We start from the raw sequence: 25,143 nt of genomic DNA, 5'->3' as shown, positions 1-25,143 counted from the left end.
GCCCATTATTGTAGCGGCTTGCAGCTACAGTTGGCAGCGTTGTTAACTGTCTGTGCCGATTTGCCCAGCAGGTTTGTTTCTGCCCGCAGCGCTTAACGCGTATCATGTCTTTATACTTTTTTTGCAATGGATATTGGTTATGGCCCGTGCTCCTATCGTGCTCGTCGATGGTTCTTCGTACTTGTACCGTGCTTTTCACGCGCTGCCGCCGCTAACGGCCTCCAATGGCCAGCCGACAGGAGCCGTGAAGGGTGTGATCAATATGCTCAAACGGCTCATCAAGGATTACCCGGAAAGCCCCATGGCGGTGGTGTTTGATGCCCCGGGTAAGACCTTTCGCGATGAAATTTATACCCAGTACAAGGCCCATCGACCGCCGATGCCGGATGATTTGCGTAGCCAAGTTGCCCCCTTGCATGCCTGTGTAAAAGCGCTGGGCCTGCCGCTACTGTGCATTGATGGTGTGGAAGCGGACGACGTGATCGGCACCTTGGCCCATCTCGCCACCCAGGCTGGGCGCGACGCAGTGATATCCACCGGCGACAAGGATATGGCGCAGTTGGTCAATGCTCATATCACGCTGGTGAATACCATGAAAGGTGAAACTCTGGATGAAGCCGGCGTGGAAGAGAAATTCGGCCTGCCACCTTCGCTGATTATCGATTTTCTTGCCCTGATGGGCGACAAGGTCGATAACATTCCCGGCGTGCCCGGGGTGGGTGAGAAAACCGCTCTTGGCCTGCTCCAGGGAATGGGTGGCGGACTGGATGCGATCTACGCTGATCTGGAGCGGGTAAAAACGCTGACCTTCCGGGGTGCCAAGACGATGCCCAAAAAGCTTGAAGAGCATCGCGAACAGGCTTACCTCTCTTATGAGCTGGCAACCATTAAAGTCGATTGTGATTTGCCGGTCGGGCTCGATGACCTGGATATCGCCCACCCGGACCGCGAACAGCTCCTTGAACTCTATAAACAGCTGGAATTCAAGCAGTGGCTGGCTGAGCTTCTCGAAGGCAAAGATGAAGGCGTTGACGACGTCAAAGGCGGCGAGCCGGTACCGGCAGATGCCGATGCTGAGGAAAACAGTGACGCACTGCCATCCAGCAGCCAGGACCGCCAGGATCACGTTATCGTCGGGCAGGCCGAGCTGGATACATGGCTTGCGCGGATGAAAAGCGCCAAGCGGTTCTGCTTTGATCTGGAAACCACCAGCCTTAACTATATGGACGCCGAGATCGTGGGGATCGGCCTGGCGCTTGAAGCCGGTGAAGCCGCCTATATTCCGCTGGCCCACGACTACCTGGATGCCCCCGCCCAGCTGGATAGAGCCACGGTATTAAAAGCCCTTAAACCGCTGCTTGAAGATCAAAAGATCATCAAGATTGGCCAGAACCTCAAATACGACATTTCCGTGCTGGCAAACTACGATATCCAGGTCGCAGGCCCCTTTGCCGATACCATGCTGGCCTCTTACGTACTCAACTCCACGGCTACCCGTCATGATATGGATTCGCTGGCGCTTAAATACCTGGGTGAAAAAACCATCTCGTTTGAGGAGATCGCCGGTAAAGGCGCCAAACAGCTGACTTTTAACCAGATTGCCTTGGAGCAGGCGGTGCCTTATGCCTGTGAAGACGTGGATATCACTTTGCGCCTGTACGACACGCTGCGCCCGCTGGTAGAAAAAGAGGGGCGTCTGGCTGAGGTGCTGGATCACTTGGAGCTGCCGCTGATCAAGGTGATCTCACGCATCGAGCGTAACGGCGTGGCCATTGACGCCGAGCGCCTGCACGAGCAGAGCCAGCAGTTGGATAAGCGCATTCGTGAGCTGGAGATTGAAGCGTTTGATCTGGCCGGGCGCGAGTTCAACCTGGGCTCGCCCAAGCAGCTAGGGGAGATTCTGTTTAACGAGCAGAAAATTCCGGTAATCAAGAAAACCCCGAAAGGCGCGCCGTCTACCGCAGAAGCGGTGCTTGAGGAGCTGGCGCTGGATTACCCGCTGCCTAAAGTGATCATGCAACACCGCGGGCTCGCCAAGCTCAAATCCACCTACACCGATAAACTGCCGCGTTTGCTTAACAAGGTAAGCGGGCGGGTGCATACCAGCTATCATCAGGCGGTGACGGCGACGGGGCGTTTATCGTCCTCTGACCCGAACCTGCAGAATATCCCGATCCGCACCGAAGAGGGCCGCAAGATTCGCCAGGCATTTATCGCCCGCCCTGGGTATCGCATAGTCGCGGCCGACTATTCGCAGATTGAGCTGCGCATCATGGCGCACCTTTCTGAAGACAAGGGCCTGTTGGAGGCCTTTGCGGAAGGTCGAGACATTCACACGGCCACCGCGGCAGAAGTATTTGGCACCGCGCTTGATAAAGTGAGCAATGAGCAGCGCCGCAGTGCCAAGGCGATCAACTTTGGGCTGATCTATGGCATGAGCGCCTGGGGGCTGGCGCGACAGCTGCGTATCGAGCGCAATCAGGCGCAAACCTATATTGATCGCTACTTTGACCGCTACCCGGGTGTAGCCCGCTATATGGACCGGATTCGCACCCAGGCGGCGGAAGATGGGTTCGTTGAAACCGTGCTGGGGAGGCGCCTATACCTGCCAGAAATCCACTCGCAAAACCGCAACCGTCGCCAGGGCGCCGAGCGCACTGCTATCAACGCGCCCATGCAGGGCACCGCGGCCGATATCATCAAGCAGGCCATGATTGATGTGGATGCATGGCTTGCAGAAGGCACGTTTGATGCGTTGATGGTCATGCAGGTGCACGATGAACTGGTGTTCGAGGTGAAAGAGAGCCAGGTGGAGAAATTTATTGGTGAGGTACAAAAGCGTATGCAGGGAGCGGCCGAGCTGAAAGTGCCGTTAATCGTGGAGGCTGAAAGCGGCGCCAACTGGGATGAAGCCCACTAAAAAGTAAACAGTGCTCAGATGAAAACGGCCCGCCAAATGGCGGGCCGTTTTGTTTGCGTGGGTGAGAGCTTAGCGCCAGCCCACGCGGTCAAAAATACGAATGGCCTCGGGGTTGTTCTCACCCAGCACATTGATATTCAAATCATCCTTTTTGAAATCACCCCATGATTCCAACACCGGGTCTTTCTTGATACCGGCGACGACCGGGAACTCATAGTTACGCTCGGCGAGAATTTCCTGGGCGCCGTCAGACGACAGGAACTCCAGGAACTTGATGCCGTTTTCAGGGTTTTGTGCATTAGCAACCAGGCCCGCGCCGCCAACGTTAACGTGGGTGCCGCGATCATCTTGGTTGGGGAAAATTACCCCCACTTTGCGGGCTGCTTCACGCTCAGATTCGTTGTCGGAATGAAGCATGCGCACGTAGTAATAGTGGTTGGCAACGGCCAGATCACACTCGCCGCTGGCAACGCCGAGGATTTGGTCGGTATCGCCACCTTCCGGGTTACGCGCTAGGTTGTTGACTACGCCCTGGGCCCACTCTTCGGCACCCTCTTCACCGTGGTGCTCGATCATTGATGCAAGCAGCGACTGGTTATAGATATTGTTGGAGGAGCGAATGCACAGCTGACCTTCAAACTGCGAATCCGCTAAATCTTCGTAGCTTTCGATTTGGCTGGAGTCGAAGTTTTCACGGTTATAGAAAATGACTCGTGCGCGCTGGCTAAAGCCAAACCATAAGCCGTCAGGCTGGCGCATTGATTCCGGTAAGCGCTCGTTGAGCACTTCAGAGTCTACGCTTTGGAACAGGCCATCCTGCTCGGCGCGCCATAAACGGCCCGCATCGACGGTTAGCATGACATCCGCGGGGCTGGCAATACCTTCACGCTGCATGCGCTCCATCAGTTGGTCGGAATCGCCTTCCAGAACATTCACTTCGATGCCCGTCTCGTCGGTGAACGCTTTATACAGGATTTCATCCGAATCGTAGTGGCGGGCGGAGTAAATGTTGACCGCATCAGCAAGCGCCGTGCTTGATACGGCTGCGCCCGCAAAAAAAGCCGCGATAGACGCTGAAAGGCGTGTTACTTTCATATAGTTAGCATCCTAAATGATTATGATAATAAGTTGCATTAAGGTTTTCCTATTGAAGCCTTTCGCAGTGTCGGGGTCAAGAAAAAGTACCGGGTCAAGAAAAATAACAACAACGCGTTCGTTGTTGTGCAACCTTGCGTGCATATCGGGTCAATGAAAAATACAATGGCATGTTATTCAACGTAGCCTGCCAAGCCGCACGCCAAAAGTGCTGGCTAAGTGAGACGCTGGTTAAATAAGACGCTGGTTCAACGAGGACATGGTGACATTATGGCGGTAACCGTTTTATCTCCCGATAACACCACGCTCATGGCGCTGTCGCTAAAGGATGTCCATCATACGTATGCGGCAAACCAAGTGGTGAAAGGCGTTTCGTTAGAGATTGCCCCGGGGGAAGTCGTTTGCCTGCTGGGGCCATCGGGGTGCGGTAAAACCACACTGTTACGTATTGCCGCGGGGCTGGAAGTCCTCCAACAAGGCAGCGTTAGCCTGGAAGGGCAGACTGTCGCAACGCCCAGTCAGCGCCACCTGCCGCCCGAGAAGCGTAACGTCGGGCTGGCGTTTCAGGACTCGGCGCTTTTTCCTCACTTGAGCGTGCTGGAAAACGTCACCTTTGGTCTTAAGCAGATGCCCGCGCGTCAGCGCCGTGAGCGCGCGGTTGAGCTGTTGGCTCAGTTGGGGATGGCGGACTACATCAATACCTATCCGCACATGCTGTCTGGCGGTCAACAACAGCGCGTTGCCTTGGCCCGGGCACTGGCGCCAACACCCAAGCTGATGCTGCTCGACGAGCCCTTTTCAAGTCTGGATGCACGCCTTCGTGATCGTATTCGCGACGATACGCTGCACGTGCTGAAGAAGCTTGGGTCAGCCACGTTACTGGTGACCCACGACCCGGAAGAGGCCATGTTTATGGCCGACCGAATTGCCCTCATGCGCGACGGCCGGATTATTCAAACGGGCACGCCGCGCGAGCTTTACTGTACGCCGGTTGATCCGTTTGTAGTGACCTTTTTTGGCGAAGTAAATGAACTCAGCGGCACGGTTAAGCATGGCCGTGTGCAGACCCCGGTAGGCGAGATAGATGCCAGCTGGCTGCCCGAAGGCAGTAATGCACGGGTGATGATTCGCCCTGAGGCGCTGCGGCTTCAGGAGCGCGACTTGCCCGCGGATGCTCACCGCCATAGCCATGTCGTCATGGCAAAGTTACTGGGCCGTTCCAGCCTGATTCACCTGTGCGCCCACGGGACTGATGGCCAGGAGGCGCATTTACATGCCCGTGTGCCCGGTGTCTTTCTACCCCAGGAGGGCCAGCCGATTGATATCGACCTGGACCACTCTCAGGTGTTTGTCTTTCAAGACACGACCTTTTAGCACCCAGCGTAGGCCTACCTGCTGGCTCTACTGAGCATGGCTGCCGGGCCGAGCCCGGCGCATGGCCAGGCTAAGCAGAATCACCGGCAAGATGCCGACCACCACAATGGCCAGCGACGCGGTGGAAGCCTCGGCCAGGCGCTCATCAGACGCTAGGCTATAAGCACGCACCGCCAGGGTATCGAAGTTAAACGGCCGCAATATAATCGTTGCGGGCAGTTCTTTCATTACATCCACAAACACTAATATACCGGCGGCCAATAGGCTACTGCGCATCAGCGGTGTATGAATACGGCGTAGTGTGCCGCCCGCGGTTTGGCCCAGGGTGCGAGAGGCGGCGTCCATATTAGGAGTAACTTTGCCAAGGCTTGCTTCAACTGCATTAAACGACACGGCCAAAAAGCGCACGATGTAGGCGTAGATTAAAATAAACGCCGAGCCGCTAAACACCAGGCCAATAATTTTTCCGTAGTGGGCGTGTAGCCACGTGTTCAGGGTGCTATCCAGCCACGCGAAGGGAATCAAGATACCCACCGCGACCACCGAGCCGGGAATGGCATAGCCCATCGCGGCTACTCGGGTAAATAGCCGGGCACCGGGCGAGTTATGTAGCCTGACGCCATAGCTCAACAGCACGGCAAGACCCACGGCGATCAACGCCGCCACCGTGGCAAGGCTAAGGCTGTTGGTAGCGAAGCGGATAAAGCGCGTGCCCAGAAGGGCATCACCTTGATGGATGGCGAGGTTCAGCAAAATACCGCTAGGCAATAAAAAGCCGATCACAATAGGCAGCAAGCAGGCGAGTGTTGCGCCGAAGGCGCGCCAGCCGTGCAGGCGGTACTCGGGCAACTGTTGGTATCGGTTTGTGGTATGAAAATAGCGCCGCTTCCCGCGCGAGAAGCGCTCCAGCAGCACCAGCACAATCACAAACGTCAGCAAGCAGGCAGCTAGCTGTGCTGCTGCCACTGGCTCGCCTAGCCCAAACCAGGTGCGATAGATGCCGGTGGTAAAGGTATCCACGCCAAAAAACTGCACCGCGCCAAACTCGTTGAGGGTTTCCATCAGTACCAACGAAACGCCGCCCACCAGGGCCGGGCGTGCCAGCGGTAGGGCAACGCTTGCAAACAGGTGCCAGGGCCCGCGGCCCAGCGTGCGCCCTACATCAAGCACGCACACTGATTGCTCAAGAAAAGACGCGCGGGCAAGCAGATAAACGTAGGGATACAGCACAAACGTGATCAGCGTAGCGGCGCCGCCTAGCGAGCGCACATTGGGGAAGTAGTAGTCACCGTACTGCCAGTTAAACCACCCTCGAAGCGCACTCTGCAATGGCCCCGCCACCTGCAAGAAATCCGTATAAGCGTAGGCGATGACATAGGTTGGCACCGCCAGTGGTAATAACAGCGCCCACTCGAAGATTCGTTTGCCTGGGAAGCGACACATCACCACCAGCCAGGCGCTACCGGCGCCTATAATTAACGTGCCCAGCCCAACCCAGAGCACGAGCCAAAAGGTATTCGACAAATAGCGGCTCAATACGGTGCTCGCCAGGTGCTGCCAGACGCCTTCGGTCGGCACGAATATATAGCTCAAGACGACCAGAATCGGCAGTGCTACCGTCAGCGCAATCAAGAACAGCGCACATGACCACGGCGTGAGCGATAGCGTAAAGCGGGATATATAGTCTGGAAGTAGCGCCAATCTTGAACGGCGAGCGGGAATCGGCACGTCGTTGTCTCCTGGGACGAGGCTGGCAGCGCTGACTCGTCAATGCGAAAAAGTAACGGCTGCAAATAGTATCACTTGGGCACCACGGCTGCAGCTAACCCACTATCCATATAAAAATACCCATATAAAAACCCCCGCCTAAGAGCGGGGGAGTAACGACAGAAGGGGAGGCTGAACGTGTTGGCTGGTTAGTAGCCGATCAGCAAACTGGGCAGACCCGTGACCAACCAGGGGAAGAAGGCCATCAATACACAGGCCAACAGGATAAGCGCCACAAACGGCACCACGGCTTTATACAGATCGACAATCTCGACCCCAGGCGGAGCCACGCCTTTCAAGTAGAACAGCGCGTAGCCAAACGGCGGGGTGAGAAATGAGGTCTGCAGCACCACGGCCACCATGACCACAAACCACAGCGGGTCGATACCCATCTGCTGAATGATCGGCAGCATGATCGGAAAGCTCAACAGCACGATGCCGGTCCAATCTAGGAACATGCCTAATACAAACACCAATAACAGCATCATGATAAGCGCGCCAGTCGTGCCGCCCGGCATTGCCAACAATAGATCCTGGATGACCTGCATGCCGCCACCGCGCGAGAAAACACCGGTAAATGCCGTAGCACCCACTAGCACCAGCATTACCATGGTGGTGGTTTTGCCCGCCTCAATCAGCGTTCTAAAACAAGTGGAAAGCTTTCGGTCACCAAAGATCAGAAACAGAATAAACGCGATAAAAACGCCAATCGCAGAGGCTTCTGTCGCGGTGGCAATCCCGGTAAACAGGGCGCCAAGTACCCCAAGGATCAACGACATGGGCGGCACCACATACTTGCCCAGCATAATTAAAAGTTGCTTGGTGCTAACTTCTGCGCGCTCCTCTTTAGGCACTGGCGGACCGTAAGAGGGTTTGAAGTGGCAGATCAGCAGGACGTAAAGCGCATACATCACGCCTAGCATTAACCCTGGAACCATGGCACCCGCAAACAGTGCACCCACCGAAACCGGTGAGTAGCTGGCCATCAGGATCAGCATGATGCTGGGCGGAATCAGAATGCCCAGGCAGCCGCTGGCCATGATCACGCCCGCACTTAGCTCCTTGTTGTAGCCATATTTGAGCATGGGCACCAGGGCGATCATGCCCATCACGGCAATGGAGGCGCCGACAATGCCGGTCGTGGCGGCCAGCAGCACCGAGACGATGACCACCGTTAGGGCCAGCCCGCCGCGTAGGTTGGCCAGCAGCAGGCGCATGGCGTCGAACATTCGCTCGGTAACGCCAGAGTCGTTGAGAAAGCGCGCCATGAGTACAAAAAGCGGTATCGCCACAAGTACGTAGTTATCCATGGCGTTACCGTAGATATTGTTGATCAGGGTGCCCAGCACCCGCTCACCAGGGCCTAAAAACGCACCGAACACTGCCACCCCGCCCAGCACAAAGGCAAGCGGATGGCCCATGAACAGCCCAACCAGCAGGCCGCCAAACATGACTAATGCGAGCAATTCGGGACTTAAGTTCATGCCGGTATCTCCTCGCACAGCTGCATAATGGCCCGCAGGACAATGGCAATGGCTTGTAGCAGGAGGAGAGCTGCTGCCAGCACAATCACGCCCTTAATGGGGTAGACCGGAATCGACATCATGCCGTAGGTGGTTTCACCCCGGCTAAACGCGCGATCGAAAAACAGCCACCCGTACTTGAGCAGCATCCAGATAAACGGCACGAAAAAAACCACATAACCCACCAGTTCAAGCAGTGCCTGTTTTTTGCGCGATAACAGGCGTTTTAAAACATCCACTTCTACATGAACATGGTGACGTAGCCCGTAAGCGGCCATCAGCATGAAGTGCGCGCCAAACAGCATCTTGGTGATATCAAATGCCCAGTCGCTTGGGCGGCCGAACACAAAACGGGAAATAATATCGAACAGTACAATCAGAGTAATGATGGCAATCAGCGGCGCAATCAGGCGTCCAAACGCTTCATTGAGCGCATCAATGGCTTGGGCAACTGCATTCATGGGAGATCTCCGGTCAGCACAACAACCGCCCCGGCGATGCCGGGGCGAAACATGAGCGCCTTACAGGCAAGCTTCGATCTCTTCCAGAGAAGGCAGATTGTTCATGGTGCGGCTCATATTGAAAGGCACTGAAACATCACGCCACGTCGCGTACTCCTGCAGGTACGTAATCATGGAGTGATAAACCTTGGCGTGATCGGGGTTTTCACAGGCGCCCTGTACGATGACCTGGTTAGTGACGTCTTGAATTCGCGCCAAATCCTCTTCAGAGAACTGGTTGATCGTCACTCCCGCATCGATAAATTGCTGGGTGGCGGCGTTGGATTCGTACTCAGACCAGGCCAGCGACCAAGCCATGGTGGCGTCGGCAGCAATACGCAGCTTCTCCTGGGTCTCTTCAGAAAGCGCGTTCCAGGCATCCATGTTGATCATGACGCCAAACACACTGGCAGACTGGTGCCAGCCCGGCGTTGCCCAGTTGTCGGCGACTTCGGCAAAGCCTGCCTTGAAATCCACGCCCGGGGTTGAAAACTCGCCGGCATCAATCACGCCGCGCTCAATTGCCTGATACACCTCACCACCGGCAAGCGTTACCTGTGAGCCGCCTAACTGCTCCAGAACACGCCCCTGGTCACGTCCTGAAAGACGCAGGCGCTTGCCTTCAAGATCTGCAATGCTCGCGATCGGCGTGCGGCCCATAAAGCCAGACTCGTTATTAGTAATCCCGTAGGGCAGGTACATCATGTTGTACTGGCCATAAATCTCTTCGTAGAGTTCACGGCCACCCCACTGCTGAATCCAGTTAAGATAGTCGACGCCGTTAAACAGACTGGTAGTGGTTGCCAGTGGAGAGAAAGCGGGGTTTAAACCAGCCCAGTAGCCGGGCCAGTCACCGGCGGCTTCGATACTGCCGGTTTCCGTGGCATCAAACACTTCTGTACCGGGCATCAGTGTACCGCCAGACCGAAAGTTGATCTGTACTTCGTCGCCGGCAAGTTTATTAACCAGTTCTACCCAGTGTTGATCAATCTGAACCAGATCAAGGTTATCCGGCCAGGTAGAGGTCATTGTCCACTGTTCTTGGGCTTGTGCAGTAGTGGTGAGCGCGGCGAACGTGATGCTAGCCGCCAGCGTAGTGAGGCTGAATCGAGCGATCGTTTTCATGTTATTTTCCTGGTTGGCTTAAGGCATTATTAGTGTTTGTTACCGCAATGCAGGAAAGTGCAATAAAGGAGCTAACGTTTACGTAAAGTAGAGAAAGCACCGGGCTGCACCGCTAAATTAGCACACTCTTACTGCTGCGGTGCAACCTGAGTAAGATAAGTAAAAAGCGCTACTTATAGTTTTTTTAAAAGTTTTATATTTATTTTAATCAGTGGCTTACATTTTCATTATGAGTTTTTTACATGCTTGGTCAGAACAAGTAACGTTGAAAAACGCCTTTTTGTTCAACCAAAGTTCTAAAGAAGTTTTAAAGAAATAGTGGATCTTAGGAGTCTTAATGCCAGCGTTGCCACACGAAGGGTTGACGAAAACGTTAAGTATGCCCGGTAAGTCGCCCGTGCCAGCGTTATTGGCCCATGCCAAACGCTTACACAGGCGCCGATGGCGGCAGCTGGTATGGCTAACGGGAGAGCCCGCCGAGTGTCGTGCTCAAGCTCTCGAACTTTGGCAGGGCGCTTATTGGCTAGCGCCTTTATGGGTTGCCCATCAGGCAGATAATGCGCCGGTTGAACCTTGGATCACGCCGCGCAAAGCGCGTACGCGTTTGGGTACCGAGCATCAGCTTGTTATCATGGATGCCAGCGGCAGCGCAGGCTTTGATCCTGAAGCGTTAGGAGCGCTAGCAGGTACGCTGACGGCAGGCGGCTTGCTGGTGCTGATAACGCCTTACCCTTGGGGTGAGCGCCCAGACCCTGATTATGCCCGGTTTGCTGATCACCCCTGGCAGTGGGAGCAGTTAACCGCCCACTATTTAGCGCGTCTGGCTCGCCTGCTTGATGAGCGCACGGATATCGTCACCTGGCACGCGCCCGGGTGGCCGCAGCTACCTCGCTTAACCGCACGCTCAGCGCATCTAGAGAGCGTTAACGATAGCGCATGCGCCACGGCCGATCAGGCAGCTACCGTTACCCAACTGATGAACTTAAAGCGCCGCCGTCCGCTGGTCATTACCGCGGATCGAGGGCGGGGCAAAAGCGCCGCCCTGGGAATTGCCTGTGCACGGCTTCTGGAAAGCGGCATGCCGATTATTATCGTCACGGCTCCGCGCTTGGACGCGGTGGAAAGCCTGTTTACGCGTCTGGAAGCTCTCTGCCCGGAGGGGGCGCGTATCACTCCCAGCCGCTTTCAGCTCGCTAATAAAAGCGAGCTATGCTTTTTGCCCCCCGATGTGCTCACCGAGCAGGTGGCGGCCCAAAAGCTGGGAGGCGACGGCAGCTATTTGATGGTTGATGAAGCGGCGGCGATTCCGGCTTTCCTACTGGGCCAGTGGCTTTCTGCATTTCCGCGGATCGCGTTTGCCACCACCATTGATGGCTACGAAGGCTCCGGGCGCGGTTTTGCACTGCGCTTTCGCAGCGTGCTTGATCGGCTTACGCCGCAGTGGAAAGCGCTAACGCCGAATACGCCCATTCGCTGGGCGGTAGGTGACCCGCTCGAGGCTACGGTTAACCAGTTGCTGATGCTTAAGGCACCGCTACCGGCGGGGCAGCGCTTTAATGGCCCGCTAACATCGCAGGTGATAATACGTGGTGAGCTTGCGCATAACGAGAATGCACTTGAGGCCGTGTTTGGCCTGTTGGTGCAGTCACATTATCGAACCTCACCCAGTGATTTGCGTCAGCTGTTGGACGGGCCCGGCACCACGCTACGCCTGGTGGGGCAGACAAATGCACCCCAGGCGGTGCTTGTCGCGCGGGAGGAGGGCGGTTTCGACGCGTCGCTTGCCGAGCAGGTAGCGCTTGGCAAGCGACGCCCCCAAGGCCACTTGATGGCTCAGTCCCTGGCGGCGCATATGGGAAGTCGCGCTGCGCTGACCGCTAGCTGGCGCCGTGTGGTGCGTATTGCGACTCATCCTGAACGTCGCCGGGAAGGGTTGGGCCGAAAGCTTATTGATGACGACAGCAGAGAGGCCGCGCGCCAAGGCATCGCCCTGTATGGCGCCACGTTTGGCGCCGAAGCTTCACTGCTCCGCTTTTGGCTGGCGCAGGGGTTTACCCCCGTACGCCTGGGTATTACCCGAGAAACAGCCACGGGCGAGTTTGCGGTCATGGCCGCCAAAGCGCTGAACGCCGAAGGGCAGGCTGTCTTGAGCACTTTGAAGACAACCTTTGCGGCCGCGTTGCCCGGTCTGTTGGCGTTTGAGCTGCCCACCTTGCCGGCAGAGGTTGTCTCACTGCTGCTACAGGTACTGCCCAGGGCACCGTTGACGGCAGACGAGCGCCAAGCGGTAAACGACGTAGCTTACGCGCATCGCGACCCGGTGCTGGCGCGCCCGGCACTGCAGGCCCTGGCACGGGAAACCAGCGTCACACAGGCGGCGTTGATTGCCCATCAGCAGCTGGCGGCCTGGGCCTTCCAGAATCGCCCGTTGGCCGTCGCGCATGGTGATGCCGTTCGCGCACTACGTCAGGCCATCGAACAGCTAACGGCTCACGGTATGCTTTTCCCTCACGGCGTGGAGGAGTAAAGTGTTCCCATTGTCGATAATGAAGAGTTTTTATGAACGCACATTTAGACGCGTTGACGCCGTCCATCGTTTGGCGCCACTTTCGTACGCTGTGTAATACCCCGCGCCCGTCTGGGCAGGAAGCCGAGCTGGTCGCGATACTCGAAGCCTGGGCCGATGCTCAGGGGCTTGCCCACGACCGCGATAGCTTTGGCAATTTACGTATTTGTAAACCTGCCTCGCCTGGCTGTGAGCAGGCGCCGGGGGTTATTCTGCAGGGCCATTTGGATATGGTGGCCCAAGCCAATTCCGACAGCACCCATGATTTTTCCCGCGACCCGATCAGCACCTATGTAGCTGATGGCTGGCTGCACGCCGAGGGCACAACGCTTGGGGCCGATAACGGAATGGGCGTGGCGGCTATTCTTGCCGTGCTTGAGGATACAGAGCTTACCCATGGCCCGCTTGAAGCCCTGTTTACCCTTGAAGAAGAAACCTCCATGGGCGGTGCGCTGAACCTGGCCGAAAACTGGCTGAAAGGCTCACTGCTGCTCAATCTGGATAGTGAAGACCGCGGCGAAGTGTATATCGGCTGTGCGGGTGGTGCTGACGTGGTAGTTGACGCCCTCCTACCGGGTATCGCATTGCGTGACGGTGAACAGCTGATCGAAATCTCCCTAACGGGTTTGAAAGGCGGCCATTCGGGGATTGATATTCATAAGCCGCTGGGTAACGCCAACCGCCTGTTAGTGCGGGCACTGCGCATCCTGGAAGCGTTTGATGCGCGCCTGGTGAGCTACCAGGGTGGCACGCTGCGTAACGCCATTCCCCGCGAAGCGTTTGCTCAGCTTGCCCTGCCCGCTGACGAAGTGGATGCCGCTTTTGAAGCGCTGAAGGCGCTGGAAAATACCCTGCGTGCCGAGCTAAGCACGGGCGATAGCGGTTTGGTCTTGAGCGCCACTCGAAGCGTAAATCATGAGGCTGTTGAGCCGCTAACCCTGGATGCCAGCACTATGCTGGTGGCGGCGCTGCATGCCGCGCCGTGCGGGGTTGAGCGCATGAGCGCCGATGTGCCCGGCGTTGTGGAAACGTCCAATAATCTAGGCGTATTAAGCCTTAAAGCAGGGCGTCTGCACCTATGTGCGTTAGTACGCTCCCTGCACGATACGGCAACCGCCGCCTTGGCCGACCGCTTTCAGGCGCTGTTTGGATTAATTGGCGCGCGCGTGCGTGTGGAGAACAGCTATCCCGGTTGGGTGCCTCACCCAGGCAGTGCGTTACTTGCCATCTTTAACAAGCGCCATGCCGCTCTGTTTGAGCAAGAACCCGCCGTCAAGGTCATTCACGCCGGGCTTGAGTGCGGCATTATAGGCAGCAAATACCCACACCTGGATATGATCTCGTTTGGTCCGCTTATCCGCGGCGCCCACTCACCGGATGAGCGCGTTGAGCTTGAATCGGTGGAGGAGTTCTGGAAAATGCTGCGCGCGCTGATGGAGGATTTGGCTAAGAAAGGCTAGCCAACTCTCAGACGCATAAAAAACGGCACCACAAGGGTGCCGTTTTTACTGAACGAAAACGCTTTACTTGCCGAGGTAGGCGTTCAGCATCCAGATGGTTTTCTCCTGCTCGCGAATGTAGTCGCTAGCCAGTGAAGCGGTGCCTTCATCGTCGGCGTCAGATGCCAGCGACAGCAATTCGCGCTGAAGCTCGATCAGGGTTTGGTACCCTTTGACCACGCCGTTGACGCAGGCCTGGCCATCATGAACGTCCTTGTCTTCTTGAATATGGGAGAGCTGGGCGTAGTCGCTGTAAGCGTGTACCGGCTTGTGGCCCAGGGTCAGGATACGCTCGGCGACCTCATCGACCTTGGTCAGCAGGTCTGTGTAGAACTCTTCAAACTTGACGTGCAGCTCAAAGAAATCGCTACCTTTGATATTCCAGTGGTAGCCACGCACGTTCATGTAAAAAACTTGATAGTTGGCCAACAGATGGTTCAGCTTTTCTGCGAGCTGGCTGGCACTGCTTTCGTGTAAGCCGATGCTATTGGTATCAGTCATATCGTCTCTCCATGTTGGAGCCGTGAAAAACGGCTATCAAATCATTTGATCAGCATAAAACGTCGCAGCGATGTTGCAAAACAGGTTTTCTACATCGTGCCTATAGCGTCATGACATCGTTACTGCCGCTAAACCTTACGTGCAGCGTTTGTATTGGCGTTGCACTTCTCTATCAGTAATGCTGATGGCAGAGTGATTTTTCAAGGGGCGGGCCGGTTTATCCACACCCGGATAATATTCTCGCAGCGTGCGGCCAGCAGTTCAGCTGTCCGGGGCAGCGCCTGTTCAAGCGTCATTGGGCCATCGGCCAGGGCGAACGCGGCCGTGACGCCTTCGTCAAGGCAGGCCTGCCAACCGTCGCCTAGGCTTCCGGCGAGAATAATCACCGGCTTACCCAGGCGCTGCGCGGCGCGGGCAACGCCAATGGGTGTTTTACCCGCCAAGCTTTGCCCATCCAGGCGGCCTTCACCGGTAATCACCAAATCGGCGTTATTCAACAGCTCAGGCATGTTGGCCTGCTGCATGATCATTTCAATGCCGGGCTTTAATGTTGCGCCTAGAAATGCACGCGCGGCAAAGCCCATGCCGCCCGCTGCTCCTGCGCCGGGCAAATCACGATAATCTTCACCCAGTACGCGGGCGCTGATCTCGGCCAAACGGCCGAGCGCCTGGTCAAGTGTGGCAACCTGCTCAGGTGTGGCGCCTTTCTGCGGGCCGAAGACAGCGCTCGCCCCACGCTCGCCTAGAAGTGGGTTATCCACATCCACCGCGGCTTCCACGCTTAGTGATGCAAGCCGTGGGTCCAGGCCTGAGAGGTCCAGCATCTCAAGCGATGTCAGTGCTGCGCCGCCTGGCGGAAGCGGGTTACCCTGGACATCGTGTAACTTGGCGCCCAGCGCCTTAAGCATGCCAGCGCCACCGTCATTGGTCGCGCTGCCGCCTAGCAGCAGTAGGGCTTTCTTAGCGCCTTTGCCCAGAGCGGCCAGAAACAGCTCGCCTACGCCGAAGGTGGAGGTATGCAGGGCATCGCGCTCCTGCGTGCTCAAGTGTTGTAAGCCGCTGGCTTCTGCCAGCTCGATAAACGCGGTACGCTGTTCGCCGAGCCAGCCCCAGGCTGCCTTGCGGGGGCGGCCAAGTGCATCCTGAACCGTTATCTCGTAGCGCTCGGCGCCGGCTGCTGCAATTAGGGCATCCAGGCTTCCTTCCCCGCCATCGGCCAGTGGGCAGCAGCATGTCTGCGCATGAGGGGCGGCAGCGAGAACGCCCTGGGCCATGGCCTTGGCTGCCTGTTCCGCGCTTAAGGCATCTTTAAAACTGTCGGGGCAAAGCAGGATATTCAATGCACGACCTCCGCGAATGATTGTCTTTGATCTATCGTGATAAGAGAGCGAGCTTAACGCGCTGCTCGGTGGTAGACCAGCCGTGACGACCGTTAGAGGACCTAACATGAAGCCGATATCAGTTACGCTAACCTGCCTGTTGGCACTGGCGGGTTGTCAGGCAACGCCAGACCGCTTGCCCCAGGCCGAGCCTGCCCCTTCAGCCACGTGCTACTTTCCCAGCAGCTCGGCCAATACGCAGGCCGTGCTGCGACAAAGTGTAGCGGTGTTGACCGAATGGGGCTTTGAACTTGATTCTACCGACACATCGTTAGGTCTGGTCAGTGCCAGTCGTGAGAAGGCCTTGCATGGCTACTACGACCCCTATGATAACGCCTACGGCTATGGTCGGGGCATGCGCATGTTTGGTGGGTTTGGCATCGGGCGCGGCAGTGGCATTGGCATTGGGCTGGGTTTTGGGGGCGGGCTTAATCATCAGCCGATCGAAGTCGAGCGGGTGTCGCTGCTGGTAGGTGATCGTGACGTGCGAATCTCGCGTGATCTACGCCGCTATGATCATTCGGGCGATTTACGCGAGTCCTATAGCGCAAGCAACGATGATTTCTGCCGGCGTTTTCAAGCAGTACTTCAACAAACCAGCACACCAGCGGGGAACGCGCCATGAGGCGATACGGTGGGCAGTGGATCAAGTGGGTGGGCATCAGCGCCTTGCTGGCGATATTGGCAGGCTGTGCGACCACCTCACCTTCAGCGCCACGTGAACTGGTGTACGCTGCTCCAGTGGAGACGACGCTGCGCAGCGCAGTTGAGCTGATGATGGAGCAGGGCTATGTCATACGCCATGCAGACTTGGCGTTAGGCCGTGCAGAAGCTTCATTGGCCCGCTGGCCTGAATATCGCCTGCAGCTTCAGGTAAGTGAAGCAGGCGGTGGCAGCCGGGTAAGCGTGGCGGCCTGGCGGGGCAGCCAGCCCTTGCCGCCTTATCTACTGGACCCTTGGCTCGTGAGTTTACAAGCAAAATTGGGATTAGCACCGTGAAGCAACGCAGTTATAAGGTAAACAAAGGCCCGTGTAATGCCAGGCGCTGGGCGATGGGGGTAGGCGTTGTTAGTCTGATGCTTAGCATGTGGGCTTCGGCTCACCCTCATGGCTGGATCGATTTCAGTATCAGGGTAATGACCAATGACGAGGGCGTTGTCCGTGGGCTGCATCAAACCTGGCGGATGGATCCATTTTACAGCCTAGTGGTGTTTGAGGAGTTGACCCAGGTGGATGGCGTTAGCCTTGAAGAAGGGCTTGACCAGCTTGGCCATGAAATACGCAATAACCTTGCCCAGCAGCACTACTTTACGGAAGTGCGCCTGGATGGCAAGCCACTGACGCTGGGCGAGGTGAGCGAGTACACGGCAATGGAAAAGGATGGACGGCTTACCTTCAGCTTTATCCTGCCTTTAGAAACGCCCCATCCACTGGCGGGGCATTCCCTCGATTATCAGATTTTCGACCCGACCTATTACATCGAAATGGTTCATGAAGCGGAGAACAATCAGCCTGACGCGGATGCACTGGTACTCCACGGCGAACCTGTCTGTGAGCTGAGCATTCTGAGCGCAGATCCCGACCCTGAACTTGTCATGCAGGCGGCGCTCTTGGATGTAGACGAGGAAGGGGAACCGGGGCTTGGCAGACATTTTGCCGAAACCGGGCATGTTGATTGCCGCTAACGGAAATAGGGTGTTTTGCGCTATGCAATCTCTGGTTATACGTAAGCCCTTTGTGCTGGCTGGGCTATTGGTATTGGCCGTTTTAATGTTGGTGTGGTTACTTCAAGGTAACCTGCAAGGGGTAAGCTATCAGTTGCTGGCCTGGCAGAGAGACCTTCACCGGGCGCTTACTCTGGCGATTACCGAGCTTGCCCGGGAGCCCACACGCGCCACCTGGTGGGTGCTGTTAAGCGTAAGCTTTGGTTATGGCGTCTTTCATGCAGCTGGGCCTGGCCACGGAAAAGCCGTGCTAGCGACGTATTTGGCGTCTCATGGTGGTGCCACCCGGCGAGCGTTGGGTCTCTCGTTTGCCGCCTCGCTGTTGCAAGGGGTAACCGCCATTGTGATGGTGGCCGTTTTAGTTCATGGCCTGGGGTGGCTAACACGTCAGGCCATGGGGAGCGTTGTCTGGGTGGAGCAGGCAAGCTTTTTACTGGTAACGCTGCTAGGTATCTGGTTATGCGTTCGCGCCGCTAAGCAGCTACGCCACGCTTATCGTCCGGCGGTGTTTCAGCCTGTTGCTCAAGGTCACTCGCCAAGCCATGTTCACCACTACGCAGCAGGTCATGCACCCGGTCATGGGCATCATCACTGCTGTGGCGGTGCCCATCATGTGGAACCGCAGCAGGCGCTGGACTGGCGCACGGCGATCATGACGGTGTTTGCCATTGGTATGCGACCCTGTAGCGGCGCCGTGCTTTTACTTGGGGCAGCCAGCCTCTTGGGCCAGTTCTACGTGGGCGTGTTATCGGTAGTGGCCATGTCGCTAGGGACGGGCATCACGGTATCCGCACTGGCGCTGGCCAGCGTTTTTGCACGGCGCTGGGCAACACGGCGTCTAGCCAAGCAGCAGGCATCTCAACATATCCATAAGGCGGTTGGCTGGGTAGCATTAGCCGGTGGCTTGCTGATTATCCTGCTGGGGGTAACGCTTTCCATTGCCAGCGTTTCCCAGCCTGCCAGTACGCCGCTGCTAGGTGAGCCGCCAGCCAGGCAGGGCAACCCGTTGATGCGTTGATCGTGGATCAATCAAACGTTAGACGATCAATATGGGCGATAAGCTGATCGCGCAGGTTGGCAAGCGGCTCAAGCGCGTAAGGCTCGGCACTACCGTTACCCCATACCGGCGCAGGCCAGGTGGCGTCCTCGTGTTTACGCACCACAACGTGCACGTGCAGCTGCTTCACCACGTTGCCAAGTGTTGCAATATTGAGCTTGTCACCCTCGAATAGCGTTTTCATGACGCTGCCCAGCTGCGTTGCTTCTCGCCACAGCTGGGCTTGATCGGCCTCAGAGAGCTCGGCTACCTCGCTGATATGGTTCTGGCGAGGCACCAGAATCACCCAGGGGTAGCGTGCGTCGTTCATCAGCAGCACCCGGCAAAGTGGCAGGTCCGCCAAGGGAAAAGTGTCGGCATCCAGGCGTTGATCAAGATTGAAATCGTTCACGAGGGCGCCCTCCAGGCGTTCACAGGATGCTGTGCATCATAGTCGGTGAAGGCATTGCGTGGAAACTTAAGCCATGGAAAACAGGCGAAAAAGCCAAAACGCTGTTACGCTGAAAATACTCCTCAGAAAGGCAGCCAATGCTAGAGGGGATTTCCGTTGTTGATTGACACGTTAAGGAGAACACCCATGAAAAAACTTTTAGCGACGAGCCTTATCCTACTGATGGCGGCAGGCACATTAGCCGGCTGCAATACGATTTCCGGTGCCGGCAAGGATGTAGAGCGAGGCGGCCAGGCCGTTCAGGATGCTGCAGATTAAATTAGCAACACCTTGACGATGTCAGCGGGCTGGGCGTTTGCCCGGCCCGTTTTGTATGCGGGTAATCTGTCAATAACCAGAACAAGAGTAGGCCTATGAAAACGTGGCGATATAACGCTGTGCGGTACTCGAAAATGGTGATCGTCAGCGGCGCGATGACGCTGCTTTCGGCCTGCGCGACTGGTTCCGGTACGCAAAATCAGGCCGCTGATGAGCCGGAGGATGCTCAGCCGATACCCATGGATAGCTGCGATACGGCGGCGATCAGCTATGCGATTGGCGAAACCTTTGACGAGGCTAATGTGCCCCAGCTGCAGAGTGAAAGCCAATCACGTCAGGTTCGGGTATTGCGGCCAGGTGATGCAGCGACCATGGATCATCGACCCGACCGTTTGAATATCCATATTGATAGCAGCGAGAACATTGAAGCCCTGCGCTGTGGCTAACGTAAGATCAGCACCACGCAAGCGGCGGTGAGCAGCCCCATGGTGACGTTGAATAGCCGCCAAGCCCCGTCGCTTTTGATCCAGTGGCCAATCGCCATGCCAAACCCGGCCCAGAGCGCTAGGCAGGGGAATGCCATCAGCTCCACAAAGCCTACCAAGATTAGCGCATTCACAATTACCGAGCCTTGCTCGGGAATAAATCCCGCGATCAGCGCAAGCCCCATCACCCAGGCCTTGGGATTTGCGAACTGAAAAGCGGCGGCCTGCCAGAAGGTAAGGGGCACGCTGTGTGCTTGACGCTTTAAATCAGGCGGTGGCGCACTGGCAATTTTCCAGGCCAGGTACAGCAAATAGGCGCTCCCCAGCCAGCGCAAAGCGATTTGTATAGAAGGGAAACGCTCGAATAGCGTACCCAGGCCTAGTGCAATCGCGGAAAACAGCAAGAAACAGCCGCCAACAATCCCCGCCATATGCGGCAAAGTGCGCTTAAATCCAAAGTTGGCTCCTGAGGCGGTCAGCATGATGTTATTAGGCCCAGGTGTTAGGGTCATCGACATCATGTAGAGGGTTGCGGGGCCAAGAATCATCCACTGGCTATTCATAGCGGTCTTTCCAACGTTGGCGGTTAACCTGCTCTTTAAGCATTTCGAGAATGTCGTAAAGCACCAGTTCGGTAATTCGGTTGCTTTCCTTATCCACGGTCAGCCAGCTGTCAAAGCTGCTTTCCGCGGTACGCTCGACCAGCTGCTTGAATTCAGGCGAGTGAATGCCCAGTGCCAGCTCGTCCACCAGCCGTTGAGCCACGCCGCTGATGGAGGCCTGCATAGCGTTGGCTGCAGTCTGGCCCATGGGTAGGCGGTGCAGGCGTTGAATTTCCGGGCTTTCGCGCAGCGTGCGACTGACCAGGTCATCAATGGCCTTCATGGCCGAGACGCGATTAAGCTGGTACGCCTCGCCAACGGTACTCTCCAGGCGCTGTACTATCTCGCTGATCAGCGCCGCCTTGCGGGGCATGATTACGCGGTCGATCACCCGTTCGGTGAGCGAATCGCTGGCAAGAATCTGCTGCTGTACATTGCCCAGAAGCCGCAGGGCAATCCGGTCGGAAAGCTCTTCCAACAAAATATCGTAGTACTTGAAGAAGAACCGATACATCGACCAGTGCGTAACGTTGATAATACGCAAGCGGTGCAGCCGATGAAGCAGCGACACCACACGCAGTACCCGCAGTAGGCGAAAACCACTTAGCGGGATACAGCCAAGTACGTCGTACCAGTGTACAAAGGGGTAGAAAAACCAACGATGATAGCGCCGCTCTGCAATGGCGACCGCCCAGCCCAACGCAATGTCAGCCACAAAAAAGCCGACAAAGAAAAGGTCGATCGTAAAGAAACGGCTATGGATTTCGCTATCGTAGAACCCGTGAAAGCTGGGGGCTACGCTTGCCAGAGCCTGGTTAAGAGGCCCGATCAGAAATAGGGAGTCAAAGAGCAACAGTCCTAGATTAAGCACCACCGCGACAAGAATCAGTAAATCCCAGCCAATATGCGCGTACTCAACGGGCCTGGGGAGTTGTGGGTAGCGCCGCCTGATAGGCATGCAACCTCCTTGTCATGGGCATTGAAGCGTCAGCCAGTCAACGGCCTGCGCTGGTTAGGTTAAGCTTGCGTTTGGTAGTGCTGCTGGGTGATTTTTTCTTCCTGCTCGGCCTGCTTGCGGTGCTTCTTGCGCAGTGCCGCCTTCTCAAAGCGAAGTTTCTGAATGGGGGTAGTCAGTGTCAGTGGGGGCACACTGGCCGGCTTACCCTCCGGGTCAACGGCCACCATGGTCAGGTAGCAGCTGTTGGTATGGCGAATAAGCTTGTTGCGAATATCCTCAGCTACCACCTTGATGCCAATTTCCATGGAAGAGCGGCCCACATGGTTCACACAGGCAAGAAACGTGACCAGCTCACCGACGTGAATGGGCTGCTTGAAGAGTACCTGGTCGACCGAAAGCGTCACCACGTAGTGACCAGAGTAGCGGCTGGCACACGCATAGGCGACTTCATCCAGCTTCTTGAGGATGGCCCCGCCGTGTACTTTACCGCTAAAGTTGGCCATGTCGGGAGTCATGAGTACGGTCATTGACAGCTCGTGCTGTCCTGGCAGGGCCGTTTGTGCTGCGTCTGACATAGTGAGTCCTTGGTTAGGCCTCTGCCCGCATGAACGGCGGGCAGAGCATTCAAGAGCTTAGAACCAGACTAAGCCCATAGAGATAATAATGCCGGTAATAAACAGCTGAACAAGGCAGAAGCCCATAATATCCTTGGCCTTCAGACCTGCAATGGCCAATACCGGCAGTGCCCAGAAAGGCTGCAGCAGGTTGGTCCAGGCATCACCCCAGGCAACGGCCATCGCCACACGTGAGATGTCTGCTCCTAGCGCCTGCGCAGCAGGCAGCATAACCGGCGCCTGTACGGCCCATTGCCCCCCGCCTGATGGGACGAATAGGTTAACAATGCCAGCGCTAATAAACGACCAGAACGGCAGCGACGTTGCCGTGGCAAAGGAGATCAGCCACTCCGACATGCTCTGGGCCAAGCCCGACTGCACCATGATCGCCATGATGCCTGCATAAAAAGGAAACTGAATAACAATACCCGCGCCGCCCTTGATGGCTTCATTCAGGCTGGTCAGCAGGTTGCGCGGCGTGCGGTGCAGCACAATCGCTAAAAACAGAAACAGGAAGTTGACGATATTCAGGTTGAGGCTGCCGTCCCGCAGAATAAAGTGATCAAGCAGATACAAAAGCCCGGGGACGCCTACCAGAAGTGATAGTGCCAGGCTGTTTTCAAGTTTCTCGGCCGGGCGGGTAATACGACCCAAGGGCACGGGCTCATCGTCTAGCAGTTGGCGGTCGACATACACGCTATCCTTTTCATCGGGCAGCATCAGGCGGTTGACCAGCGGCACTGCGATAAACAGACACACCACAATCGCCAGATTGAAGAACGCGAAGATGGTCGAGCCCGTGCCGATCACGCCGATCTGGTCGGCGGTGAAGTGACCTTCGGTGGCAATCGTCAGCGGTACCGAGCCGGCCAGGCCGCCGTGCCAGACGATAAAGCCTGAGTAGGCGCTGGCGACCAGCAGGCGATAATCGACCCGCACCAGCCGGGCAAGCTCCTTGGCAAACAGCGCGCCCACTACCAGGCCAAACCCCCAGTTGATCCAGCTGGCGGCAAGCGATACCAGAGTAACCAGGATAATCGCGCCGCCCGGGCTTTTGGCCGTGCCGGCAAGCTTTTGCAGAATACGCTTCACCGGTGGCGAGCTTGCCAGCATAAAGCCCGTGACCAGCACTAAAAGCATCTGCATGGAGAAGGTTAATAACCCCCAGAAGCCATCGCCCCACATGCGCATGACAGCAAGCGGCGTCTGACGCTCCACGGCAATGGCCGCTACCGCCGCCACGATGGTCAACAGCAGCACAAAGATATATGGGTCGGGAAGATAACGCTCGACCAGCTTGACGGCCGGTTTGGATATCATTTTAAGCATGGCGGATTCTCTTGTTTTTTATAGGAAGTGCGCTGCTAATATACGGCGGAGCGTGAGGGTTTTCACGTTTAAAAGCTAACAGCTTGAGCCATGATCGAAGAAGAGAAGGCTTGGGCTGAGCGTCTAGCGCCAGTAGGCGTTCCGGTATCGACGATAGTAATAGACAAGCACCCCGGAGCGCACCGTAATAAACAGCGTAAAGGCAAGCCAAAGCCCATGGTTACCCAGGCCTTGGGTAAACCACCAGGCGGGTAGATAAATGGCCATGGCGATAAAGATGCTGTTACGCATTTCGCGTACGGCGGTTGCGCCAATAAAGACGCCATCAAACAGGTAGCTCCAAACGGCAATCAAAGGCATCGCCACCATCCAGGGTAGGTACAGGGCAGCCGTTGCCTGCACCTCTTCAAGACCGGTTAATAACGCTACCAGCTGATTGCCGCCAAGAGCAAAAAGCAGTGATGCGCTGCCCGCCGTCCAGAAGGAGAACAGTGCAGTTCGGCGGACAATCGAGGCCAGCTCCTGCCAGTCACGTCGCCCATAGGCCCGGCCCACCAACGACTCTGCCGCGTGGGCAAAACCATCCAGTGCGTAGCTTGTAAGCATGATGAACTGCAACAGAACGGCATTGGCAGCCAGTACGGTGTCGCCCTGGCGAGCGCCCTGAGCGGTAAAAAATGCCATTACAAAGAGCAGGCCAAGCGTGCGTACAAACAAATTGGCGTTGATGTTGAAAAGCGCGGCATAAGCGGAAAGGGCCAGTAAACGCGCCCGTGAAAAGCGTCCGGTTAGTCGTTTGAGCTGATGAAGCACCAGATAGCCGCCAAACCCCAATGCACTGTAATCGGCAATAACGCTTGCCCAGGCAACCCCATTGCTGGTCATGCCCAGGCCCACAACAAACCATAGATCGAGCACGATATTGATCGCGTTGGTCAGCACCAGAATCATCAGCGTAACGCGGGAGTTCTGTTGGCCCAGAAACCAGCCCAGAATGGCGTAATTGGCCAGTACGGCGGGCGCCGACCACAGGCGTATCTCCGCGTATTCGCGGGCCAGCGGCGTGGCGGCCTCACTTCCATCTAAAAGCCAAAGGCCTAGATTAATCAGCGGAGTGGAAAAGGTAATCAGTAAAACGCCAATCACGGCGGCGATGATCAGCGATTGGCCTAGCAGGTTCTGTACGTCGCTATCGCTTTCCCGGCCCATTGCCTGGGCCACCAGGCCCGTGGTGCCCATCCGCAAGAAACCAAAGCCCCAGTAAAGAAAGCTGAAAAGCGTAGCACCCAAGGTAACCGCTGCCAGATAGCGCGAGTCGGGCAGGTGCCCGACCACGGCAGTATCCACCAGTCCCAGCAGGGGAACGGTAATATTGGAAAGGATGATTGGCCAGGCAATGGCCCATATACGCACGCG

General features: G+C 56.5%; 23 protein-coding genes. 10 read left to right on the top strand and 13 right to left on the bottom strand.

The features are described 5' to 3' along the window. The first annotated feature begins 139 nt into the window (after positions 1–139). Positions 140–2,920: a DNA polymerase I gene (gene polA / locus ELY25_RS12110; protein ID WP_126951535.1), complete on the top strand. Its 2,781-nt coding sequence runs from the start codon at positions 140–142 to the stop codon at positions 2,918–2,920. Positions 2,921–2,989: 69 nt separating this feature from the next. Here polA and ELY25_RS12105 read toward each other — a convergent pair whose 3' ends face one another. Beyond that, positions 2,990–4,015 (bottom strand): Fe(3+) ABC transporter substrate-binding protein, encoded by a 1,026-nt coding sequence (locus ELY25_RS12105; protein ID WP_126951534.1) that lies wholly within the window; start codon positions 4,013–4,015, stop codon positions 2,990–2,992. 270 nt (positions 4,016–4,285) lie between these two features. Between ELY25_RS12105 and ELY25_RS12100 the strand changes: the two genes are divergently transcribed. Beyond that, entirely contained in the window at positions 4,286–5,389 is a 1,104-nt protein-coding gene (locus tag ELY25_RS12100) for an ABC transporter ATP-binding protein (protein WP_126951533.1), read from the top strand. Between the two features lie 27 nt (positions 5,390–5,416). On the opposite strand, the gene ELY25_RS12095 is transcribed toward ELY25_RS12100, so the two are convergent. The 4 genes from ELY25_RS12095 to dctP form a co-directional block, all read right to left on the bottom strand. Further along, on the bottom strand, positions 5,417–7,117 hold the full coding sequence (locus ELY25_RS12095) for an ABC transporter permease (protein WP_126951532.1): 1,701 nt from the start codon (positions 7,115–7,117) through the stop codon (positions 5,417–5,419). 188 nt (positions 7,118–7,305) lie between these two features. Beyond that, positions 7,306–8,640, bottom strand: a complete 1,335-nt coding sequence (locus ELY25_RS12090) for a TRAP transporter large permease (RefSeq protein ID WP_126951531.1) — start codon at positions 8,638–8,640, stop codon at positions 7,306–7,308. Beyond that, on the bottom strand, positions 8,637–9,140 hold the full coding sequence (locus ELY25_RS12085) for a TRAP transporter small permease subunit (protein ID WP_126951530.1): 504 nt from the start codon (positions 9,138–9,140) through the stop codon (positions 8,637–8,639). The genes ELY25_RS12090 and ELY25_RS12085 overlap by 4 nt, the downstream gene beginning before the upstream one ends. A 60-nt stretch (positions 9,141–9,200) precedes the next feature. Further along, entirely contained in the window at positions 9,201–10,304 is a 1,104-nt protein-coding gene (gene dctP, locus ELY25_RS12080; RefSeq protein ID WP_018918862.1) for a TRAP transporter substrate-binding protein DctP, read from the bottom strand. Positions 10,305–10,641: 337 nt separating this feature from the next. On the opposite strand from dctP, the gene ELY25_RS12075 reads away from it, so the two are divergent. Together ELY25_RS12075 and ELY25_RS12070 are read left to right on the top strand one after the other, a co-directional pair. Continuing rightward, positions 10,642–12,831, top strand: coding sequence for a tRNA(Met) cytidine acetyltransferase TmcA (locus tag ELY25_RS12075; RefSeq protein ID WP_126951529.1), 2,190 nt, complete (start codon positions 10,642–10,644; stop codon positions 12,829–12,831). A 32-nt stretch (positions 12,832–12,863) separates the two neighbouring features. Beyond that, positions 12,864–14,330 (top strand): aminoacyl-histidine dipeptidase, encoded by a 1,467-nt coding sequence (locus ELY25_RS12070; protein WP_126951528.1) that lies wholly within the window; start codon positions 12,864–12,866, stop codon positions 14,328–14,330. Positions 14,331–14,393: 63 nt separating this feature from the next. Here the strand turns inward: ELY25_RS12070 and ELY25_RS12065 are convergent, their stop codons facing one another. Then, the gene (locus ELY25_RS12065) at positions 14,394–14,870 is read right to left on the bottom strand and encodes a Dps family protein (protein WP_126951527.1); all 477 of its coding nucleotides are present in this window, start codon (positions 14,868–14,870) and stop codon (positions 14,394–14,396) included. 200 nt (positions 14,871–15,070) lie between these two features. After that, a complete protein-coding gene (locus ELY25_RS12060) occupies positions 15,071–16,210 on the bottom strand; it encodes a glycerate kinase (RefSeq protein ID WP_126951526.1) in 1,140 nt (379 codons plus the stop codon). Positions 16,211–16,316: 106 nt separating this feature from the next. Here ELY25_RS12060 and ELY25_RS12055 point away from each other — a divergent pair, with 106 nt between their 5' ends. The 4 genes from ELY25_RS12055 to ELY25_RS12040 all read left to right on the top strand — a co-directional run bounded on the left by ELY25_RS12055 (position 16,317) and on the right by ELY25_RS12040 (position 18,991). After that, positions 16,317–16,874, top strand: coding sequence for a hypothetical protein (locus tag ELY25_RS12055; RefSeq protein WP_126951525.1), 558 nt, complete (start codon positions 16,317–16,319; stop codon positions 16,872–16,874). After that, positions 16,871–17,248, top strand: a complete 378-nt coding sequence (locus ELY25_RS12050; protein WP_126951524.1) for a hypothetical protein — start codon at positions 16,871–16,873, stop codon at positions 17,246–17,248. The genes ELY25_RS12055 and ELY25_RS12050 overlap by 4 nt, the downstream gene beginning before the upstream one ends. A 77-nt stretch (positions 17,249–17,325) precedes the next feature. After that, positions 17,326–17,934, top strand: coding sequence for a DUF1007 family protein (locus ELY25_RS12045; RefSeq protein ID WP_236995727.1), 609 nt, complete (start codon positions 17,326–17,328; stop codon positions 17,932–17,934). A 22-nt stretch (positions 17,935–17,956) separates the two neighbouring features. Then, a complete protein-coding gene (locus tag ELY25_RS12040) occupies positions 17,957–18,991 on the top strand; it encodes a nickel/cobalt transporter (protein ID WP_126951522.1) in 1,035 nt (344 codons plus the stop codon). Between the two features lie 7 nt (positions 18,992–18,998). Here ELY25_RS12040 and ELY25_RS12035 read toward each other — a convergent pair whose 3' ends face one another. Further along, positions 18,999–19,421 carry an HIT domain-containing protein gene (locus ELY25_RS12035; RefSeq protein ID WP_126951521.1) on the bottom strand — a complete coding sequence of 141 codons (423 nt, stop codon included), beginning with the start codon at positions 19,419–19,421 and terminating at the stop codon, positions 18,999–19,001. A 186-nt stretch (positions 19,422–19,607) separates the two neighbouring features. On the opposite strand from ELY25_RS12035, the gene ELY25_RS12030 reads away from it, so the two are divergent. Together ELY25_RS12030 and ELY25_RS12025 are read left to right on the top strand one after the other, a co-directional pair. Beyond that, positions 19,608–19,739, top strand: a complete 132-nt coding sequence (locus ELY25_RS12030; RefSeq protein WP_106373812.1) for an entericidin A/B family lipoprotein — start codon at positions 19,608–19,610, stop codon at positions 19,737–19,739. A gap of 95 nt (positions 19,740–19,834) precedes the next feature. Beyond that, the gene (locus tag ELY25_RS12025) at positions 19,835–20,185 is read left to right on the top strand and encodes an I78 family peptidase inhibitor (protein WP_126951520.1); all 351 of its coding nucleotides are present in this window, start codon (positions 19,835–19,837) and stop codon (positions 20,183–20,185) included. Here the strand turns inward: ELY25_RS12025 and ELY25_RS12020 are convergent. From ELY25_RS12020 to ELY25_RS12000, 5 genes are all read right to left on the bottom strand, one after another. Then, positions 20,182–20,787 (bottom strand): LysE family translocator, encoded by a 606-nt coding sequence (locus ELY25_RS12020; RefSeq protein ID WP_126951519.1) that lies wholly within the window; start codon positions 20,785–20,787, stop codon positions 20,182–20,184. The two genes, ELY25_RS12025 and ELY25_RS12020, sit on opposite strands and share 4 nt — an antisense overlap. Beyond that, a complete protein-coding gene (locus ELY25_RS12015) occupies positions 20,780–21,784 on the bottom strand; it encodes an ion transporter (RefSeq protein ID WP_126951518.1) in 1,005 nt (334 codons plus the stop codon). Before ELY25_RS12015 ends, ELY25_RS12020 begins: the two co-directional genes overlap by 8 nt. Positions 21,785–21,843: 59 nt before the next feature. Further along, positions 21,844–22,359 carry an acyl-CoA thioesterase gene (locus tag ELY25_RS12010; protein ID WP_126951517.1) on the bottom strand — a complete coding sequence of 172 codons (516 nt, stop codon included), beginning with the start codon at positions 22,357–22,359 and terminating at the stop codon, positions 21,844–21,846. A 57-nt stretch (positions 22,360–22,416) separates the two neighbouring features. Next, positions 22,417–23,727 carry a short-chain fatty acid transporter gene (locus ELY25_RS12005; RefSeq protein WP_126951516.1) on the bottom strand — a complete coding sequence of 437 codons (1,311 nt, stop codon included), beginning with the start codon at positions 23,725–23,727 and terminating at the stop codon, positions 22,417–22,419. Positions 23,728–23,850: 123 nt separating this feature from the next. Next, complete coding sequence (locus ELY25_RS12000; protein ID WP_126951515.1) at positions 23,851–25,140, bottom strand: MATE family efflux transporter; 1,290 nt, start codon at positions 25,138–25,140, stop codon at positions 23,851–23,853. Between the last annotated feature and the right edge of the window lie 3 nt (positions 25,141–25,143).

Origin of the sequence: Vreelandella populi, assembly GCF_003989825.1 — a bacterium.
GTDB classification, from domain to species: Bacteria; Pseudomonadota; Gammaproteobacteria; order Pseudomonadales; family Halomonadaceae; genus Vreelandella; species Vreelandella populi.
This window is presented reverse-complemented; position numbering and strand designations above follow the sequence as displayed.